We start from the raw sequence: 17,597 nt of genomic DNA, 5'->3' as shown, positions 1-17,597 counted from the left end.
CTCCGCGGTCACATCTCGGTGTTTTCCTTGATGTTCCAGCCGACCGACACCTCGGCGCCCTTGCCGCCGTTGTCGTTCTGCTGCCAGTACTGCTTCTTTACCTTCGCGGCCTGGAAGCCGTAGTGCATCATCAGCCGGTCAGCCGCGTCGCCGGGGTCGATGCCCGCGACCTGCGCGGACGTGACGAGCACTTCCTGCAGCGTCACGCGCATGAACTCGATCTGCGAGCCGCCGGTCTTGCACGCGGAGATCTCGACCTTCGGCAAGTGCTTGCCGCTCGCGCAGTTCTTGATGATCGCGGGCGCGCCCTTGTCCATGTACGCGGCCACGACGAGATCGTTGAAGCTCGCCTTGCCCGCATTGCCGCCGCTGCCGCTCGCCATCGCGCCCGGCTGGCTCGCGCCCCACGTGAACGATTCGATGTCGGTCCAGCCCTTGTGCTGCGCGTCCGCCGATTCGCCGGTCACGCCGTCCACCTTCATAAACATTGCCACGCCCATTGCCGTCTCCGTTTCGGTGCGAAATCAGGTTGAATGCCGGGTTGAATGTCGGGTCTGTTGGATCGAATGCCGCTTGCCGCTCATTCGTTCGCCGCCTTCGCGGACGGCAGTCGCGAAATCAGCCGCAGCGACACGGTGAGCCCTTCGAGCTGGTAGTGCGGCCTCAGGAAAAACTTCGACGTGTAGTAGCCGGGGTTGTCCTCGACCTCGTCGACGACCACCTGCGCGGCCGCCAGCGGCTTGCGCGCCTTGGTTTCCTGGGATGAATTCACGGGGTCGCCGTCGACGTAGTTCATGATCCAGTCGTTGAGCCAGCGCTCCATGTCGTCGCGTTCGCGGAACGAGCCGATCTTGTCGCGCACGATGCACTTCAGGTAGTGCGCGAACCGGCAGCACGCGAACAGGTAAGGCAGGCGGCCGGACAGCCGCGCGTTCGCGGTCGCGTCGGGGTCGTGATACTCGGCCGGCTGGTACAGCGACTGCGCGCCGATGAACGCCGCGAAATCCGAGTTCTTCCGGTGCACGAACGGCATGAAGCCGTTCTTCGCGAGCTCGGCCTCGCGGCGGTCGCTGATCGCGATCTCGGTCGGGCATTTCTGGTCGACGCCGCCGTCGTCGGTCGGGAACGTGTGGCTTGGCAGCCCTTCCACCGCCCCGCCCGACTCGACGCCGCGGATCGACGAGCACCAGCCGAACTGCTTGAACGAGCGGTTGATGTTGGCGGCCATCGCGTAAGCCGAATTCGCCCACGTGTATCGGTCGTGATTCGCGGCGTCGGTGTCTTCCTCGAAGTCGAATTCGTCGACCGGATTGGTGCGCGCGCCATACGGCAGCCGCGCGAGAAAACGCGGCATCGCGAGACCGACGTAGCGGGAATCCTCCGATTGCCGCAGGCTGCGCCACGCCGCGTATTCGGTGTTCTGGAAGATCTTCGTCAGGTCGCGCGGGTTCGACAGCTCCTGCCACGAATCCATCTGCATCAGCTCCGGCGACGCGCCCGCGATGAACGGCGCGTGCGCGGCCGCCGCGATCTTCGACAGCTCGCCGAGCATCTCGACATCCGGCGGGCTGTGATTGAAGTAGAAGTCGCCGACGAGGCAGCCGAACGGCTCGCCGCCGAACTGCCCGTATTCCTCCTCGTAGATCTTGCGGAACAGCGGGCTCTGGTCCCACGCGACGCCCTTGTAGCGCTTGAGCATCCGCCCGATCTCGTTGCGCGACGCCGGCAAGGCCTTGATCTTCAGCAACTCGTCCGTCTCGGTGTGCGTGACGAGGTAATGCAGGCCGCGCCACGCGCCTTCGAGCGCCTGGAATTCGTCGTGATGCAGGATCTGGTTGATCTGCTCGGACAGCTTCCGGTCGATCTCCGCGATGATCTGCTTCACGCTGCCGTAGGCGTCGGTCGTCATGCCGACCGTATGTTCTAGCGCCTGCTGCGCGAGCGTGCGCACCGCGCGCTCGACCGACTCGCGCGCCTCGGCGGTCTTCGGCTTGAACTCCTTCTGCAGCAGCGCGGCGAACTCGCCGGGCGCGGCGGACGGTTGCGCGGCGTTGCGTGCGTCGCGGGTATCGGCGCGGGACTGGACGGGGTCATTCATCGCGGGCCTCCGGTTGGGTCGCGGCGCCGCGCGGCGCGTCGGCAGCCGGCTCGCGCACGAGCGTCTTCAGCAGGTCGGGATCGTTGATCGCACGCTCGATCAGCTGTTCGGCGCCGTGCTTGCCGTCCATATACGACAGCAGGTTCGACAGCTCGGTGCGCGCATCCAGCAGCCGGCGCAGCGCGTCGACGTTGCGCGCGATCGCCGCCGGCGAGAAATCGTCGATCTGCTCGAACGTCATGTCGACGCTGAGCATCCCTTCGCCGGTCAGCGTGTTCGGCACCTGGAACGCGACGCGCGGTGCGACCGACTTCATCCGCTCGTCGAAGTTGTCGACGTCGATCTCGAGGAACTTGCGCTCCGGCAGGTCCGGCAGCGGTTCGGCGCGCTTGCCGGCCAGGTCCGCGATGACGCCCATCACGAACGGCAACTGCACCTTGCGCTCGGCGCCATAGGTCTCGACGTCGTACTCGATCTGCACGCGCGGCGCCCGATTGCGCGCGATGAACTTCTGTCCGCTGCCTGCCGCCTTGGTTCTGTCCGTCATCGCCCACTCCTTCACATCGATCAGGTTGCGTGTACGTTGCCGCCGCGTGGACGGCGGCTGCTTCATTCGCTCCGCTCGCCGCTCAGCAGGTCCAGCTTCGGCAGACTCTCGGGAGCGAGATCCCGGATGATTTCGTAGAAGTCGAGCGCGAGCAGCCGCTGCGCGCGCCGCAGCAGCAGCGGCGCCGGGTGGCTCGGCTCATGCAATTCGAAATAGCGGCACATCTTGTCGAGGCCGAGCCGCACGTCGTCACGGCTCGTCACCTCGGCATCGCGCCAGGCCTGTCCGTTCGATAAAACGGCCGGCGCGGATGCGGCCGGCGTGGCCGGAATCGAACCGTCGGGTGCGGACTGCCGTACCGCCGGTGCCGGCGTCGGCATGGCGCGCGCGATGCGTTGCAACGCCTTCTCCGTATCGCTCGCGTCGGGCGACCATTCGCTGCCGAGCCGGTCCGTCACGCGCGCGCGGATCGTGTCCAGTGCGCGCAGCGCGGCATGCACCGCATCGATCGGCACGCGGCCGTCGTCGCATGCGCTCGACAGCGCGGCGATCAGGCCGTCGCGGCCGCCTGCCGCCGGGCCACCCGCTTCGTCGCGACCGTCGAGCACGCGTTCGGCGTCGCGCACGCTCGGCCCCCCGTCGAACAGCGGCTGGCGCCGTGCCGCGCGTGCACACTCGTGCGCGCCGGCGACATCGGCAAGCGCGTTCATCCGCGGTGTCGGGTCCGGTTCGCCGTCGGCGTCGAGACGCGGATGCAGGTCGTCCCACCAGCGCTCGATCAGGCCCTCCACGATCGCGAGCCCGTCCGCGTAGCCGGGAATGCCGTGCTGCTCGGTCCAGCTGCGCGCGAGATACGCGGCGACGCGCAGGTCCTTCGTCCGCTCGCCCAGCGCCAGTGCAAGGCGTTCGACCGCGCGCCAGTCGGGCGGCTCGGCCGGAATCACGGTGTCGCCGTACTGCTGCTCGGCGCGCGATGTCGCGCGCTCCTGAAGCTGCAGGAAATCGGCGTCGTATTCGAGGTTCGGGCCGCACGGCGCATCGGGCGCGACTTCCGCGAGCAGCCGGACGATCAGGTCGGCGCGCGGCGTCTCCGCCGGCAGGCCGGGCGACGGCGAGGGCAACGCGGCGGCGAGCGCCGCCTGGCTGACGTCATTCGAATGCATAGTCGATGTTGACCGGTTTGCTGCCGAAGTCGATCGCCACGGTGCGGTGCAACGGCGGCAGCGAGCCGTTGCGGATCTCGATCTGATAGACGCCCGGTGTCAGCGACACCGAGCGTAGCGGCGGGCTCGCGCCGCGCCGTGCGCCGTTCACGTACACGTCGCCCCACGGGCGGACGTTGAAGCGCACCTGGACGGTTTCCTGCTTCGGCTGGCGCTGCTCGACGGTGGCCGGCGCGCTGACCGCGGCGACGGCCATGTCGGCTTCCGACGGCGACGGCCGCGCCGGAACGGACGCGTGGGCGGACGGCGATGCGGCGGCCTCCGACGGCGGCACGTTGACGACGCGCTCCGATGCGTCGAGGCTGGCGGTCGGCGCGATCGTCGAACCCGAACCGGAGCGCGGCGGCGTGGCGCCGGCGACGTCCGTGGCGGCCGTCACGACCGGCGGCGCGGGAACGGTGGCCGCGACGGCGGGTGCGCTGGCCGGCGCGGCGGCCAGCGCAGGCGGCGGCACCTGTGCTGACGAGCCGGCCGGCAGGCTCGACGGCGGCACGACGATCGGCGTGGGACCGCGCTGCGTGACCATCGCATCCGGCGCGCTGGCCGAGGAAGCCGTGTTGGCCAGCGGCGCGCTCGCACCGGCTTCGGCTTCACCGGCGATCCGCGCCGGGCGCGACAGATACGTTGCGGCAATGCCGACTGCGATCAGCGCGACCAGCGCGCCACCCACGTAGGCCGGCAAGCGCCGGTTGCCCGCCGTGATGAACGCCAGGCGACGCGGGGCGCGCGGTGGTGGCGCGTGTGACGAGGATGCGGATATCGCGGCACCAGCAGCACCAGCAGCACCAGCAGCACCAGCAGCACCAGCAATCGGCTCTGCCGTTCCGTTCAGGTTCCCGGTAGCCGTCGCACCGTGCTGCCCGATGTTCGCTGCGGCGCTTGCCGATCGCGTGCCGGCGTCGTCACGCGCTTCAGCCGTCGGCGCCGCGGGGTCGGCCTGCCGGATCTCCTCCGCGCGCTGGCCATCGCCTTCACGCCCTTCGGGGCGCTCCGTTTCCCCGGACGGCGACGATGCGTGCAATCCGGATGGCGAGACCACCGGTGGCGCAACGGCCGCGCCATACGCACGGTCGCCATCCCACAACCCGAGTTCGGCCGCGAACGCCGCGACCGACTCCGGCCGGTCCGGAATCCGCAGCTGCAGCGCATGATCGACCGCCGCGAGGAATGCCGGGCTGTATACCTCGCCGGCCGGCAGCTCGCGCGATGCGAGCGGCCGGTACGTGTCCTTGATGCTGCGCACGACGGCCGCGGGCGGCAATTCGCCGGTGATCATCGCGTGCATCACTGCGCCGAGCGCATAGAGATCGGTCCACGGCCCCTGGCTGAACGCGGGATCGTCGGTGTACTGCTCGATCGGCGCGTAGCCGGGCTTGATCATCATCGCGCCGTCGTCGACGAGATCGCCGATCCGTTTGCGCGCCGCGCCGAAGTCGAGCAGGATCGCGCTGCCGTTCGGGCGGATCAGCACGTTGTCGAGCGCGACGTCGCGATGGAAGCACTGCGCGCGATGCAGCGTGTCGAGTGCGCCGAGCAGCGCGCCGACGATGTTGCGCAATTGCGTCTCGCTCATGCGCATGCCGCCGTCGAGCAGCTGCTTGAGCGTGCGCCCTTCGTAGAAGGGCATCACCATGTACGCGGTGCCGTGGCTCTCCCAGAAGTGCAGCACCTTGACGAGCCCCGGGTGGTCGAATTGCGCGAGCAGGCGCGCCTCGTTGAGGAACGCGCCGCGTCCCGCGTCGAACGCCTGGGCGAACCGCTCGGAGCGCAGCGACACCGTGTAGTCGCCGCCGCGCGTCGCGAGCATCGACGGCATGTATTCCTTGATCGCGACCGCGCGCCGCAACGTGCGGTCGAACGCGCGATAGACGATGCCGAAACCGCCGATGCCCAGCACCTCGTCGAGCTGCAGCTCGCCCAGGCGATGACCGAGCGGCAGCGGCCGCACGGTGAATTCCGGCGCGTCGCCGCGGGTTGCCGTGTCGTGCTCGTTGTCTCTCGTTGCAGGGTCCTTCATGTCTACCTCGCGATACCCCATCCGTGTTGCCTGCCGCCCGCCGTCGCTCGCTAGCCGCCGAACAGCGTCAGGAACAGCGCGTTGTCGGGGGCGCCCGTATGCGCATGCGTGCGCAGCGGCGAGCCGTCGGCACGGTTGGTCCACCAGAAGCTCGTCCCGCCGTGCGGATCGAAATAGCCGGACAGCCCGGGCCATGCCGCGAGCGCCGGCCGGTCCGGTAGCGTCGCCGGGATCCCGTCGACGCCTTCGGCAGGCAGCTCGCCGCCCGGCGCGAGCCTCACGCGGTCGAGCGTCTGCTCGAGATCGACCGGCGCGCGGGCATGCCGGATCGCATCGAGCAGTGCATGGCCGATCTGCCAGTAGAACGCGTCGGCAGCGTCCGGCAGCCCGTTCCAGTAATCGGCCGCCGGCATCGGCAGCGTGACGATCACCGGGTAGTAACGCCCGACGCGATCGCAGCTCGGCGCGAGACAGCCTGCCTGCACGCACGACGCGCCGGCGCCCGCCGGCACCAGGAAATTCCAGACCGGCGCGACCGTGTAGTGGCGCGCGATCTCGTCCGGGCCGCGCTGGCGCATCGCGGCCAACCCCTGCTGAAGCCAGCGTTCCCACCACAGCGCGAGCGCATGCGGCAGCCGGCTGTTCACGAAGTCGCCGGCGCCGGGAATCTTTCCGTACCAGGCCGGTGCGTCGCCATCGGCGCGCGTGAGCGGCGGGATGCGACTCATTGCTTCGGAGGGCATGTAAAGGACTCCATCTGGGGCAGCCGGAACGGGTTGCGGACGCTGCCCGCGTTCACTTGCAGCACGAGCGGTTTGCCGTCGACGGTGAAGCGCGCGACCATCTGGTCCGAGCCGCGTCCGGCCGACACGGCCGCGCGGTCGAACAGCCGGTGCAGTGCCCACGGGCCGCCGGTCGTGAAGCCGTCGGTCGCGCCGGCCTGCCCCGACACCTGCAGCCGCACCTGGCTGCTGCCGCGCGGGCCCGGCCAGTCCACCGCGCTCTGCACGAGCGGGCCGTGCGCATAGCGGACGATCTGGCCGTCAACGTCGAGCACCATCTCCGTGATCGACGGATCCATTTCGAGCGGCTGGACCCGCACCTTCAGTTGCGCGGTGCGCGCGCCGCCGCCGAAATAGACGTCGCGGATCACCGCGGCCTTCTCGAACGACGAAAGCATCGCGGCCGCCGCCGGATCGGCGTCCGCGTTGCGGTTCGCGAAACGCCACGGGTGCGACGTCGTATCGACGAGCGACTGCAGGTTCTTCTGGAAGAAATCGTCCATCAGGCCGCCCGGCGCGAACATCTGCGCGAAGTCCGCCGGCGCGACGTCGCGCGACGATCCGCGCGCGAACGGATAGCGGCCCGCGATCGCCTGCCGGCAGAAATCGCCGACGTTCGCGCCGGCCCGCGTCGTGACGCTGCGCTGCTCGACGGTCGCGACGCTGCCGTTCGCGACGTTCGACAGGTCGTCGAGCACCTCGCGGAACGGCGTCGGCAGCCGGCCGGCCTGCGCGCGCAGCCGCGCGGGCGCGTCGGACGGCGGCGGCTGCGCGCCGCTCCTCAGCGCATCGTCGGTGGCTGTCAGGTACGTATAAAGCGCGTCGATCGACTTCAGTACCGCATCGAAGGCCTGCGCCTGGTCGCCGCTGCCCGGCGCGAATGCGCGCAGCCCGGCGAAGTGACTGTCGACCACCTGCTCTGGGCTCGCGGGCGTCGCCGCGGACGGATTCGCGTCGCTTGCGCGCTGCCCCGCGAAGATCTGCGACAGCGAGCTGCGCGCCTCGTCGACCTTGTCCTGTGCGCGCGACGCGAGATTGCGCGCGCCGCCCGGCGTATCGCCGAGCGCCGAGTCACGCGCCAGCGCGATCATCAGCCGGGTGAGCGGCGAATCCGCCGACGACAGCGCACGCGCGACCTGGATGCTCTGCGCGAGCGTCGCCGTGTGCTGCAGCTTGATGTCGGCGAGATGGTCGTCCCAGATCTTCAGGTAGTCGTTCAGGTACAGCTGGCGGATATCGCGCGCCCATGCGGCGGCATCGTTCGGCCCGGGAATCTCGGACAGCCCGAGGTTCAGCACCCACACCTCCTCGCGCCCGTACGCGTCGACCTCGCCGGCAACGCGCGGCGAGAACACGTTGCGATAGCCGTTGCGCGTATACAGGCCCGGCACGCCTTCCGACAGCGGCTTGCCGCTCTGGCGGCGGAACACCAGCGATGCGTCGGGCCCGACCGCGCGCGCGACGCTGAAATCGAACGCGGAAGTCGCCGGCCGCAGCGTGCGCGTGAGCTGGCGGTACAGCCGCTGCGAGAACGGCACCTGGCGCAGCCGGTCGCGCACGTCGGCCACGAGCCGCTCGTTCATCGGATACGGCGACACGGCCACCCGGTTGCCGAACAACGCGGCAAGATGCGCGCGCAGCGCCGAGCGTTCGGCCGGCGAGAAATCGGGCGGCAACGCGCGCTCCATTTCCAGGTCGACGACGGCCTGCACGAACGCGGGATCATAGTGCGCGCTGTCGTACAGCATCAGATAGGCCTTCAGCGCCGCATACGCGTAGTCGGTTTCGTCGGGCCGTGCATCGCTCAGCGCGGCCTCCATCCGGCGCGCGGCGATCGGCAGCAGCACGTCGTCGAGTGCGCGACGGTACACGGCGTCGACGGCCTCGTCGATTTTCTCGCCCTGAAAGAGCCCCCAACGGTACGCGAGCGGCGGATGCGACCGGTCGACGCCGCCGGCATTCGCGAGCCCGCCGAGCGCATCGAGCACTGGCAGCAGCCGCGCGATGTCGGCCGCATCCGAGAACTTCACCCCGGCGATCTGCGCATCGACGGCGGGCACGCGCTGCGCGATCCGATCGAGATACGCGCGATTGTTCGAGTAGCTGCGCAGCCACGCGGCCAGCACGACCACGCTCACGATCGCGAGCAGCGCGTAGCCGGCGATCTGCAGCACGCGCCGCTTCTGATGCCAGCGCAGGTCGCTGCCAGCGAGCGCGGCTTCGCGGAAGATGTGCTCCTGCAGCAGCGACTTCAAAAAGAAGCTGCGCCCGGTCGAGCCGACCTGGGCAACGGGCGGCACGCCCTCGATCTTCAGGAAGCGCTTGATGCCGCTCATCACGCGGTCGAACGCGGTGCCCTCCTGTGTGCCGCTCGTCAGGTACACGCCGCGCAGCATCGGCATCGGCTCGAAGCTCGACACGGAAAACACCTCGGCAACGAACTGGCCGAGCATGTCCTGCAAGTCGGCGACCTGCTGCGGCAGCAGGTACGCCATCTCGCGCTGACGCGCATCCGTCTGCGTCGCGAGCAGCTCGGGCAGCCCGTCGTTCAGCCGCTGGTGCAGCAGCCGGTATTCGCGGTCGAATGCGGCGCGCAGGTCGAAGCCGGGCGCCTCGCTCTGCGCGAGCGGAAACGTGAAGCCCCACACCTGCGCGCATTCCGCGCGGCCGAAGGTGCCGAAATACTCGGCGAAACCAGCCAGCAGGTCGGCCTTCGTCACGAGCAGGTAGACGGGAAACCGGATGCCGAGCTGGGCGCGCAGCTCGAGCAACCGCTTGCGCAGCACCATCGCGTGCTGCGTGCGCTCGGGCTCCGACGCACCGACCAGGTCGGCGACGCTGATCGTCAGCATCGCGCCGTTCAGCGGCTGGCGCGTGCGGTACTTCTTCAGCAGCTCGACGAAGCCCTTCCACTCGGCTTCGTCGAGTGCGCGGTTGCCCTCGTGCGTCGTATAGCGGCCGGCCGTGTCGATCAGCACGGCGTCGTTCGTGAACCACCAGTCGCAGTGCCGGGTGCCGCCCACGCCGCGAATCGCCGCGCGGCCGAACTGCTCGGCGAGCGGGAAACTAAGCCCGGAATTGACCAGCGCGGTCGTCTTGCCCGAGCCCGGTGCACCGATGAACACGTACCACGGCAGCTGGTACAGATACTGGCGCGACATCCGGTCGAACCAGCGCGCCGGCCCCTTGCGCGCGGTGTCCGCCTGGCCGAAGCGAACTTTCTTCAGCAGGGTCGCCGCCTCGTCGAAGCGGTTGCGCAGCTCGTCGAGCTGGGCCTTGGCCGGATCGTCGGCGGTGGCCGGCCCGGGCGCGGTTTCGCGCAGTTGGTTCAGCAACTGCGCGTTCAGGCGGCTTGCGTGCCAGCTGCGCCACGCCACGCGTGCGCCCCACGCGACGAACAGCACCGCGATTGCCACCGCGCGCGCCCAGCCGCTCTCGAGCGGCCGGACCTCGGCGAACGCGAACAGCGGCCCGGCAAGCCACACGAAGCACGCGAACACGACGAGACCGGCAAAGGTCCAGATCTCCCGCGACGGCAACGGCCGGACGAAACGCGCGACAGCCTGGTTCATGTCAGTTGGCCCCCTGCGTCGCGCTCGCGCCGACGGCGGCGCTGCCGGGCGCCGGCAGCAGCGTGATCTCGACGCGCCGATTCAGCGCGCGGTTCGCGGGCGTATCGTTCGGCGCGACCGGATCGAGCGTGCCGCGCCCTTCGGCCGCGAGCCGCTCCGGATGATCGAGGCGCCCGGCGATCATGCTGCGCACGGCCTCGGCACGTTCGCGCGACAGATCCCAGTTCGACGCGAAACGTGCCGTGTGCACCGGCGTGTCGTCGGTATAGCCGGTCACGCGCACGTTGCCGGGAACCTGGTTCAGCGCATCCGCGACCCGCGCCAGCACCGGCGCGTAACGGTCGATCACCGACGTCGAACCTGACTTGAACAACCCGTCGCCGCGTAACACGATCACGCTGCGATCGGCGGCGTCGCGCACCGACACGAGGCCGGCTGCGATCTCGGGGGCCAGGAACTTCGCGACCCGCGGCCCCGGCGCCGGGCGCAGCGGCGCCTGCGCGGGCTGCAGCCTCGGCACGTGCAGCCCATCGATCGACGCGAACAGCCGGTCCGAATGCCCGGCCAGCGCGAGGCGCAGTCCGACGAACACGCCGAAGCCGACCAGCAGCGCGAGCGCCACGCAGACCCACAGCGGTACGACGAAACGGCGCGACACGTCGCGCGTGACGACGTCGCGCCAGTGCGGCGACAGCGCGGGATCGAATTCGCCGCGCACCGAACGGATCGTGTGGGCCAGCTGCCAGCGCAGCGCGTCGAGCTCCGCATGGCCGTTGTCGAGCACGCGATAGCGGCCCTCGAAACCAAGCGCGAGACAGAAATACAGCAGCTCCAGCAGATCGAGGTGCTGACGCGGTTGCTGCGACAGCCTTTCGAGCAGATGGAAGAACTTCTCGCCACCCCAGGTTTCGTTGTGGAACGACACGAGCAAGCTGTGCGACGACCACACGCTGCCGCCCCACGGCGTCAGCGCGGCCGCTTCGTCGAGCGCCGTGCACAGGCAGTAGCGCGCGCCGATGATCGCCTCCGACGGCACACCGGCTTCCTGCGCGCGCGCCTCGAACTGGCGGATCTCGACGACGAGATGCTCGCGCAGCCACGCCGGATTCGGATGATGGACGGTCGAACGGATCTGCGGCACGAGATTGAGCAGCGGGTTCGCGGCCGCGACAAGCGGGTTCGTGCCGCTCGCGGCCCAGCGGCCGGGGCGCGGTTGCGTGGCCGTCGGGCCGGCCGCAGCGGACGCCGCGGCCGGATGCATGCCGCCCGGATTCGGCGGCACGAATCCGCCCGCGCCGGCGGAGATCGAATCGGAGGAAGAATTCATCGCGCTGTCCCGCCCTCACCCGCGTATCGCCCAGAACTCCATCGAGAGCCCGGGGAATTCGCCGGCGAAATGAAATGCCAGACCGCCGGAGCGCGCCAGCTGCTTCCACAGGTCGCCGCCCTTGTCGATCTCGAAGTACGTATGTCCCGCGTGATACGGGATCTGCCGCGGCGCGACCGGCAACTGGCGCATCGTGATGCCCGGCAGCTGCAGCTGCACGAGATCGCGGATCCGCTCGACGGGCCCGAGCTTCGCCTGCGCGGGAAACCGCGCGCGCAGGCTGTCGGCCGGTATGTCCGCGTGCACCGCGAGCACGAAACCGGCCGTGTCGCGCAGCGCGGGATCGGCGAGCGTCGCGACCCGGATGCCGTTACCCGCGTCGCGCAGCTCGATCTGGATCGCGTTCTGCTCCAGCACCGTCGACAACGACCGGCGCAGCTCCGTCATCAGTTCGGCGAAGCTCGTGCGCAGGTCGTCGTGCACGTAGACCGCGAGCGATTGCGGGCGCCGGCCGGCCGCCGTGAAGGTGCTGAGGTCGCACGCGAGCTTCAGCCAGTCGCGGAACAGCGCCTCCGGATGCGTCGCGACGTCCTGCTGCGCGTGCCAGGTCAGCGCCAGATAGCGGTTCACGAGCTGCAGCAGCAGGAAATCCGCGACCTCCGATACGCCGCCGCGCCCCGGTTCCGACAGGCGCTCGGCCAGCGCGTCGCTGCGCTGCGTGAGCAGTCCATGCAGTTCGCGCGTGTACGCGAGCAAAGCCGAGTCGCGTTGCGCGACCAGACGCGGCGGAATGTAGCCGTCGTCGACGAGCAGCCGCGCGTCGGTACGCCGCTCGACGATCCGCACGACGCCGAGCGCATGCCAGTCGCCGGTCAGCTCGGTGTCGAGCATCAGCCGGACGTTCAGGCGCCCCGTTTGCAGCAGCGCGGGCCCGAGCGCAACCGCGTTCGCATCGGCCACTTCGTATTCGCGCACGACGTAGCGGGCGACGTCCGCGTTGCCGCTGCCGCCCGCGTCCGCGCCGAACGCCACCTCCTCGCCGCCGCCGCGCCACAGCGGCAGCGCGAGCACGACGAGCCGGTCCTTCGCATCGGCCGGTACGTCGAGCGGTTCGGGCAGATCGTCCGGATGCGACAGGTCGAACGGCGTACCGTCGCGCATCACGCCCGCCGCCGCACGTAGCGCGACCTTGCCGAACGCCAGCTGCTCACGATCGATCTCGAGGGTATCGAAGCCCCAGTAGAACCCCTGCAGCGGCAGGCAGCGCAGCGCGACATAGCGTTCCCAGTGCCGTTCGAGTTGCTGGAAATGCTGCGGCCGCAGGAACATCCCTTCGGTCCACACCACCCGCTGGCGCAATGCGGCGACCGGCGTCGCGGACATCGTCGGTTCCGTCATGGGCGCCCCCGCGTGTCATTCAATGCGAGACCGCCGTTCCTGACCGTGATCGACAGCTTCAGCTCGCCGGGCGACGTCTGCCAGAACTTGTATACGTTGAGCTGCCTGGCGCGCGGCAGCGGCACCGTCAGGCGCCAGCGGTTCCTGTCGAGCATCCGGTACTCGGCGATCACGCCGATCGCACCGGCCTCGACATTGCCGCGGTAGTGCAGCGTGCGCGACTCGCCCGGCCGCAGGATCACGCGGTCGGTGCCGAGCAGGTCTGCGCCGAGAATGTTCTCGGGCTTGTCCTGGAGCGAGAAGAAGTCGGCGCCATCGAACGTCGACGCCGCGCGCAGTTGGAACACCTTCAACACGATCGGCGACGGCTTGCGGTTGAGGTCCGGGTTGACGTCGGGCGCCACGTCGACCGCGATCGCATACGGCACCGCGGCGGCACGCTCCGTGGCTCCGCAGCCGGGCAACAGCAATGCACATCCCAATACGATGAACCCGCTGGACCGCCGACGCATATTTCACCCTCGCAGCGCAATGATTCCCCCGCCGATTTACATAAGCGAAATCGGAACTCAGGATTAAAAAGGGACAATTAATTGACCGGTAATTGTGTGGCGTGCATGCCCTTCCATTGAAATTTCATGCGGCAATTTATTCGGGTAAAAAGCCGGGTCAAATCGCCCATTACGAGCCTGGATCGAAATTGGGGAGATGACGATGAATTGAATTGATTTCGGTCATTTCGAGAAGACGTGTTAATCCGACCGGTTCGCCGCGGCGGCCCGGTTCTATTGCATGGACACTTGCTGTATGGACGCTGAACCCAAGCCTGCCAGCCGTCGGCGGTGGGCGGTCCCGCCCTGTGGGTTGTGCCAGGCTGTTTGCGTTGCCCGAACGGACGGCCCGTTTTTCCGGCCATTGACGGGTGGCGGGCAAACAACTGACGAATCCAAAAAGCACAGCGAACTATAGAATCGATTTTATGGATTAACAAGTCAAAAACCGGGAATGGATTTGAGTGGTAACTCGAACGCAATTTCCCAATTGAAACAAAACGTAACGGCGACATCGGCCGGCATGATTGGCACTAGAATCCAACAGCGCTTGTGCGACACCTTCCAATTACGCAAGTATTTCATTCCAAAATGAAAGGCCGTTCATCGATCGTGATTTTTCTCGGCGCCTTGTTGCTGGGAATCGGCGCGTGCAGCACGTCCCCCACGCAGTCTGCGGCGCGCGCCGCGGTCGACAGCGCGCGCGCGGCCTATGGTGCGGGCGACTACGGCCGCACGATCGCGATCCTGAACCGGGCGAAGGAGATCGACGGCGCCGACACCGACACGCAGGTCGCCGCGCACAAGCTGCTCGCGTTCAGCTATTGCGTGACGAACCGCATCGCGCAGTGCCGCGCCGAGTTCTCGAAGAGTCTCGACCTCAACCCGCGCTTCGACTTGTCCCCCGCCGAGAAGGGACATCCGATCTGGGGGCCCGCGTTCGAATCGGCGCGCCGCAGACATGCGTCGTCGTCCTGACCGAACCGGTTTCCCCGCGAGCGCTTCACCACCGAGCGACGTATGACATGCAACTGATCGTGATCGAACATGCCGGCGAGCCGGTCGAAAGCGACTCCTACGACGCTGTCGTGTTCCACCCGCCCGGCGGCACCATTGGCCGGGCCACCGACAATCATCTCGTGCTGCGCGACGACAGCCGGCAGATTTCCCGGCTGCAGGCCCTGCTGCAGGTGGGTGACGACGCGTGCCTGCTGAAGAACCTGAGCAGCGTGTCGACCATCGAGGTGAATCGCGAGCCGGTCGGCTATGCACAGGAGCGGCCGCTCAATAGCGGCGACATCATCCGCATCGGGCCGTACGTGCTGCGCGCCGAACGTGACGACGGACATGAGGCGCCGGTCGTCGACATGCCCTCCGCTGCCAACGCGAGTGCCGACCCGCGACGCGCGCCGGAGCCTGCTGCTCGTGCAACCGGCGAGACGAAAGGCGCCGGCAACCGCTTATGGAGCCTGCTGCAGGATCGCCTCGCCCCGCGCGGCAAGGCGGCGGAGGCCGGCAGCCGGTCCGGCACGGCGCGCAGGGACGCTGCGCAGCCGGCAAGCCGCACCGCGCCGGCCGCGCCATCGGTGCCGTCGCAGCGCGACCTGAATCAGTTGTCGATCGATCCGCTCGACCTGTTCGCGCAGTCGTCGCCCGATATCGGTCGGCCGGGTTCGGCATCACCGGCCGAACCCGGCCATGCGGATCGCGGCGCGTCGTTCGAGACGCAGGCCGACCACGCGCCCGAGTGGACGCAGCACGTGCGCGTGCAACCGGCGGCAACGCACACCGAGCCGCGGCCGGCGGACGAGCCTGCGCCGCGGGCGAACCGCGTGCCGACGCCCGATGAATTGCTGAACGCGTTCTTCGAGGGCGCAGGACTCGATACGGCCGCCGAATCGCATCAGTGGTCGGCCGAACAGCTTTACATCGCGGGACAGTTGCTGGCGTTGTTCGCGCACGGCACAGTCGAGCTGCTGTCGTCGCGCAGCATCCTGAAGCGCGAGGTGAAGGCGCACATGACGATGCTGCTCGATCGCGAGAACAATCCGCTGAAGCTGCTGCCGGACGGCGGCGCCGTGCTGCGCCAGATGTTCGGGCTGCCGCTGCCGGGCTTCATGTCGCCGCAGAGCGCGGTCAGCGACGCGTTCCAGGATCTGCATGCGCACCAGATCGGCATGGTCGCCGGCATGCGTGCCGCGCTGATGGACCTGTTGACGCGCTTTTCGCCGCAACGGCTGCGCGAACGCGACGATGCGATGCGCTGGTACGAGAAGCGCGTGCCGGCGCTGTACAAGGCGAGGTTGTGGGATCGCTACGCGGCGACCCATCGCGACACGGTGTTCGCGATCGAAGACGATTTCTCGTCCGTGTTCGGCAAGGCGTTTCTGGCGGCGTACGACGCGGAAGTGGAAAGCTATCGCGGCAGCAGCCGGCATTGAGCGGCGGGCGCCGTATGTCCCGTGCTCGACGGGACCGACCGCCATTGCCGGGCAAAACCGACAGCGAACGAAGCAGAAAGGACCGGAAACAACAAGGCCGGGCAAAACGCCCGGCCTCCGCCAACCCAGCATGCGCGCCGCACGACCACCGGCCCGCATGCACTCCAACGATCGTCAGACCGCCATCACCGTCACCGACTTCGTGACGAGATACGGCTCCAGCGCTTCCGGTCCGCCTTCCGACCCATAGCCCGAATCCTTCACGCCGCCGAACGGCATTTCCGGCCACGGCGTCGCGGGCTGGTTGATCCACAGCATCCCGACTTCGAGGCGCTGCGTCAGCAGGTGCACGTTCGCGAACGAACGCGTGAACGCATAGCCGGCCAGCCCGAACGGCAGACGGTTCGCTTCGGCGATCGCGTCCTCGAGCTTGTCGAAGCCGCGGATCGCCGCGACCGGACCGAACGGCTCGTTGTTGAACACGTCCGCTTCGAGCGGCACGTTCGCGATTACGGTCGGCGCGAAGAAGTTGCCTTCCGAGCCAATCCGTTCGCCGCCGGTCTCGATGCTCGCGCCGACCTTGCGCGCGTTCTCGACGACCGACGCCATCGCGGTCAGCCGGCGCGGATTCGCCAGCGCGCCGAGCGTCGTGCCTTCCTCGAGGCCGTTGCCGATCTTCAGCCCTTCGGCGTGCTGCACCAGCGCGCGCGTGAATTCGTCGCGGATGCTGTTGTGCACGAGAAAACGCGTCGGCGAAATGCACACCTGGCCCGCGTTGCGGAACTTCGCGCCACCGGCGGCCTTCACCGCCAGCGCGACGTCCGCATCCTCGGCGACGATCACCGGCGCGTGGCCGCCCAATTCCATCGTCGCGCGCTTCATGTGCTGGCCGGCGAGCGCGGCGAGCTGCTTGCCGACGGGCGTCGAACCCGTGAACGTCACCTTGCGGATCACCGGGTGCGCAATCAGATACGACGAGATTTCCGCCGGATCGCCGTACACGAGGCCGATCACGCCGGCGGGCACGCCCGCGTCGGCGAACGCGCGCAGCAGCGCGGCGGGCGATGCCGGCGTTTCTTCCGGTGCCTTCACGAGGAACGAGCAGCCGGTCGCGAGCGCGGCGCTCAGCTTGCGCACGACCTGGTTGACCGGGAAATTCCACGGCGTGAACGCCGCGACCGGGCCGACGGGCTCCTTCACGACCATTTGCTGCGCGCCGAGATTGCGCGGCGGCACGATCCGGCCGTACACGCGGCGGCCTTCATCCGCGAACCATTCGATGATGTCGGCTGCCGACAGCACTTCGACACGCGCTTCCGTCAGCGGCTTGCCCTGCTCCTGCGTCATCAGCTGAGCGATCGTGTCGGCGCGCTCGCGCACCAGCGCCGCGGCCTTGCGCATGGTCGCCGCGCGCTCGTTCGCGGGCACCTTGCGCCATGCCTCGAAACCGCGCTGCGCCGCAGCCAGCGCGCGATCGAGATCGGCGATGCCCGCGTGGGCCACCTTGCCGATCGCCTTGCCCGTCGCCGGGTTCACGACGTCGATCGTCTTGCCGCTCGCGGCGTCGACCCACTCGCCGTCGATCAGCAGTTGCGTATCCGTATAAGTCACGTTAGCCATCCACACACCCCTACTTTGCGT

Annotated in this window: 13 protein-coding genes; 2 read left to right on the top strand and 11 right to left on the bottom strand. The window is 68.6% G+C overall.

Going from position 1 to position 17,597, the window contains the following annotated elements; all coding sequences use genetic code 11:
• Nucleotides 1-8: 8 nt before the first annotated feature.
• From ACP26O_RS28640 to tssJ, 10 genes are all read right to left on the bottom strand, one after another.
• Entirely contained in the window at nucleotides 9-500 is a 492-nt protein-coding gene (locus tag ACP26O_RS28640; RefSeq protein WP_057927224.1) for an Hcp family type VI secretion system effector, read from the bottom strand.
• An 80-nt stretch (nucleotides 501-580) separates the two neighbouring features.
• Nucleotides 581-2,098 (bottom strand): type VI secretion system contractile sheath large subunit, encoded by a 1,518-nt coding sequence (tssC, locus tag ACP26O_RS28635; protein WP_175662757.1) that lies wholly within the window; start codon nucleotides 2,096-2,098, stop codon nucleotides 581-583.
• On the bottom strand, nucleotides 2,091-2,645 hold the full coding sequence (gene tssB / locus ACP26O_RS28630) for a type VI secretion system contractile sheath small subunit (RefSeq protein WP_175662758.1): 555 nt from the start codon (nucleotides 2,643-2,645) through the stop codon (nucleotides 2,091-2,093). The genes tssC and tssB overlap by 8 nt, the downstream gene beginning before the upstream one ends.
• Nucleotides 2,646-2,707: 62 nt before the next feature.
• Nucleotides 2,708-3,808 (bottom strand): type VI secretion system protein TssA, encoded by a 1,101-nt coding sequence (tssA, locus tag ACP26O_RS28625; RefSeq protein WP_175662759.1) that lies wholly within the window; start codon nucleotides 3,806-3,808, stop codon nucleotides 2,708-2,710.
• Nucleotides 3,795-5,885 carry a serine/threonine protein kinase gene (locus tag ACP26O_RS28620; RefSeq protein WP_426356350.1) on the bottom strand — a complete coding sequence of 697 codons (2,091 nt, stop codon included), beginning with the start codon at nucleotides 5,883-5,885 and terminating at the stop codon, nucleotides 3,795-3,797. Before ACP26O_RS28620 ends, tssA begins: the two co-directional genes overlap by 14 nt.
• Before the next feature lie 50 nt (nucleotides 5,886-5,935).
• Nucleotides 5,936-6,613: a type VI secretion system-associated protein TagF gene (gene tagF / locus ACP26O_RS28615; RefSeq protein ID WP_244103597.1), complete on the bottom strand. Its 678-nt coding sequence runs from the start codon at nucleotides 6,611-6,613 to the stop codon at nucleotides 5,936-5,938.
• Nucleotides 6,610-10,239 carry a type VI secretion system membrane subunit TssM gene (gene tssM, locus ACP26O_RS28610; RefSeq protein ID WP_175662762.1) on the bottom strand — a complete coding sequence of 1,210 codons (3,630 nt, stop codon included), beginning with the start codon at nucleotides 10,237-10,239 and terminating at the stop codon, nucleotides 6,610-6,612. The genes tagF and tssM overlap by 4 nt, the downstream gene beginning before the upstream one ends.
• A 1-nt stretch (nucleotide 10,240) precedes the next feature.
• The gene (locus tag ACP26O_RS28605) at nucleotides 10,241-11,566 is read right to left on the bottom strand and encodes a DotU family type VI secretion system protein (protein ID WP_175662763.1); all 1,326 of its coding nucleotides are present in this window, start codon (nucleotides 11,564-11,566) and stop codon (nucleotides 10,241-10,243) included.
• A 15-nt stretch (nucleotides 11,567-11,581) separates the two neighbouring features.
• Nucleotides 11,582-12,964 (bottom strand): type VI secretion system baseplate subunit TssK, encoded by a 1,383-nt coding sequence (tssK, locus tag ACP26O_RS28600; protein ID WP_175662764.1) that lies wholly within the window; start codon nucleotides 12,962-12,964, stop codon nucleotides 11,582-11,584.
• Nucleotides 12,961-13,476 (bottom strand): type VI secretion system lipoprotein TssJ, encoded by a 516-nt coding sequence (gene tssJ / locus ACP26O_RS28595; protein ID WP_175662765.1) that lies wholly within the window; start codon nucleotides 13,474-13,476, stop codon nucleotides 12,961-12,963. Before tssJ ends, tssK begins: the two co-directional genes overlap by 4 nt.
• Nucleotides 13,477-14,106: 630 nt before the next feature.
• Between tssJ and ACP26O_RS28590 the strand changes: the two genes are divergently transcribed.
• Nucleotides 14,107-14,493 carry a TssQ family T6SS-associated lipoprotein gene (locus ACP26O_RS28590; RefSeq protein ID WP_175662766.1) on the top strand — a complete coding sequence of 129 codons (387 nt, stop codon included), beginning with the start codon at nucleotides 14,107-14,109 and terminating at the stop codon, nucleotides 14,491-14,493.
• A gap of 47 nt (nucleotides 14,494-14,540) precedes the next feature.
• A complete protein-coding gene (gene tagH, locus ACP26O_RS28585; RefSeq protein ID WP_175662767.1) occupies nucleotides 14,541-15,956 on the top strand; it encodes a type VI secretion system-associated FHA domain protein TagH in 1,416 nt (471 codons plus the stop codon).
• A 174-nt stretch (nucleotides 15,957-16,130) separates the two neighbouring features.
• Here the strand turns inward: tagH and ACP26O_RS28580 are convergent, their stop codons facing one another.
• A complete protein-coding gene (locus tag ACP26O_RS28580; RefSeq protein WP_175659231.1) occupies nucleotides 16,131-17,576 on the bottom strand; it encodes an NAD-dependent succinate-semialdehyde dehydrogenase in 1,446 nt (481 codons plus the stop codon).
• Nucleotides 17,577-17,597 lie beyond the last annotated feature (21 nt).

The sequence above is a fragment of the Burkholderia sp. R-40 genome (assembly GCF_049942845.1).
In the GTDB taxonomy this organism is placed as follows: Bacteria; Pseudomonadota; Gammaproteobacteria; order Burkholderiales; family Burkholderiaceae; genus Burkholderia; species Burkholderia ambifaria.
Note: the sequence above shows the minus strand (reverse complement) of the source record. Positions and strands in the feature narration are given on the sequence as shown.

What these genes read in the sequence shown, in the direction of transcription:
- tssA (WP_175662759.1), bottom strand. Translation starts at nt 3,808, where the DNA reads ATGCATTCGAATGACGTCAGCCAGGCGGCGCTCGCCGCCGCGTTGCCC.
- tssK (WP_175662764.1), bottom strand. Translation starts at nt 12,964, where the DNA reads ATGACGGAACCGACGATGTCCGCGACGCCGGTCGCCGCATTGCGCCAG.
- ACP26O_RS28640 (WP_057927224.1), bottom strand. Translation starts at nt 500, where the DNA reads ATGGGCGTGGCAATGTTTATGAAGGTGGACGGCGTGACCGGCGAATCG.
- ACP26O_RS28605 (WP_175662763.1), bottom strand. Translation starts at nt 11,566, where the DNA reads ATGAATTCTTCCTCCGATTCGATCTCCGCCGGCGCGGGCGGATTCGTG.
- tagF (WP_244103597.1), bottom strand. Translation starts at nt 6,613, where the DNA reads ATGAGTCGCATCCCGCCGCTCACGCGCGCCGATGGCGACGCACCGGCC.
- ACP26O_RS28590 (WP_175662766.1), top strand. Translation starts at nt 14,107, where the DNA reads ATGAAAGGCCGTTCATCGATCGTGATTTTTCTCGGCGCCTTGTTGCTG.
- tssM (WP_175662762.1), bottom strand. Translation starts at nt 10,239, where the DNA reads ATGAACCAGGCTGTCGCGCGTTTCGTCCGGCCGTTGCCGTCGCGGGAG.
- ACP26O_RS28620 (WP_426356350.1), bottom strand. Translation starts at nt 5,885, where the DNA reads ATGAAGGACCCTGCAACGAGAGACAACGAGCACGACACGGCAACCCGC.
- tssJ (WP_175662765.1), bottom strand. Translation starts at nt 13,476, where the DNA reads ATGCGTCGGCGGTCCAGCGGGTTCATCGTATTGGGATGTGCATTGCTG.
- tagH (WP_175662767.1), top strand. Translation starts at nt 14,541, where the DNA reads ATGCAACTGATCGTGATCGAACATGCCGGCGAGCCGGTCGAAAGCGAC.
- tssB (WP_175662758.1), bottom strand. Translation starts at nt 2,645, where the DNA reads ATGACGGACAGAACCAAGGCGGCAGGCAGCGGACAGAAGTTCATCGCG.
- ACP26O_RS28580 (WP_175659231.1), bottom strand. Translation starts at nt 17,576, where the DNA reads ATGGCTAACGTGACTTATACGGATACGCAACTGCTGATCGACGGCGAG.
- tssC (WP_175662757.1), bottom strand. Translation starts at nt 2,098, where the DNA reads ATGAATGACCCCGTCCAGTCCCGCGCCGATACCCGCGACGCACGCAAC.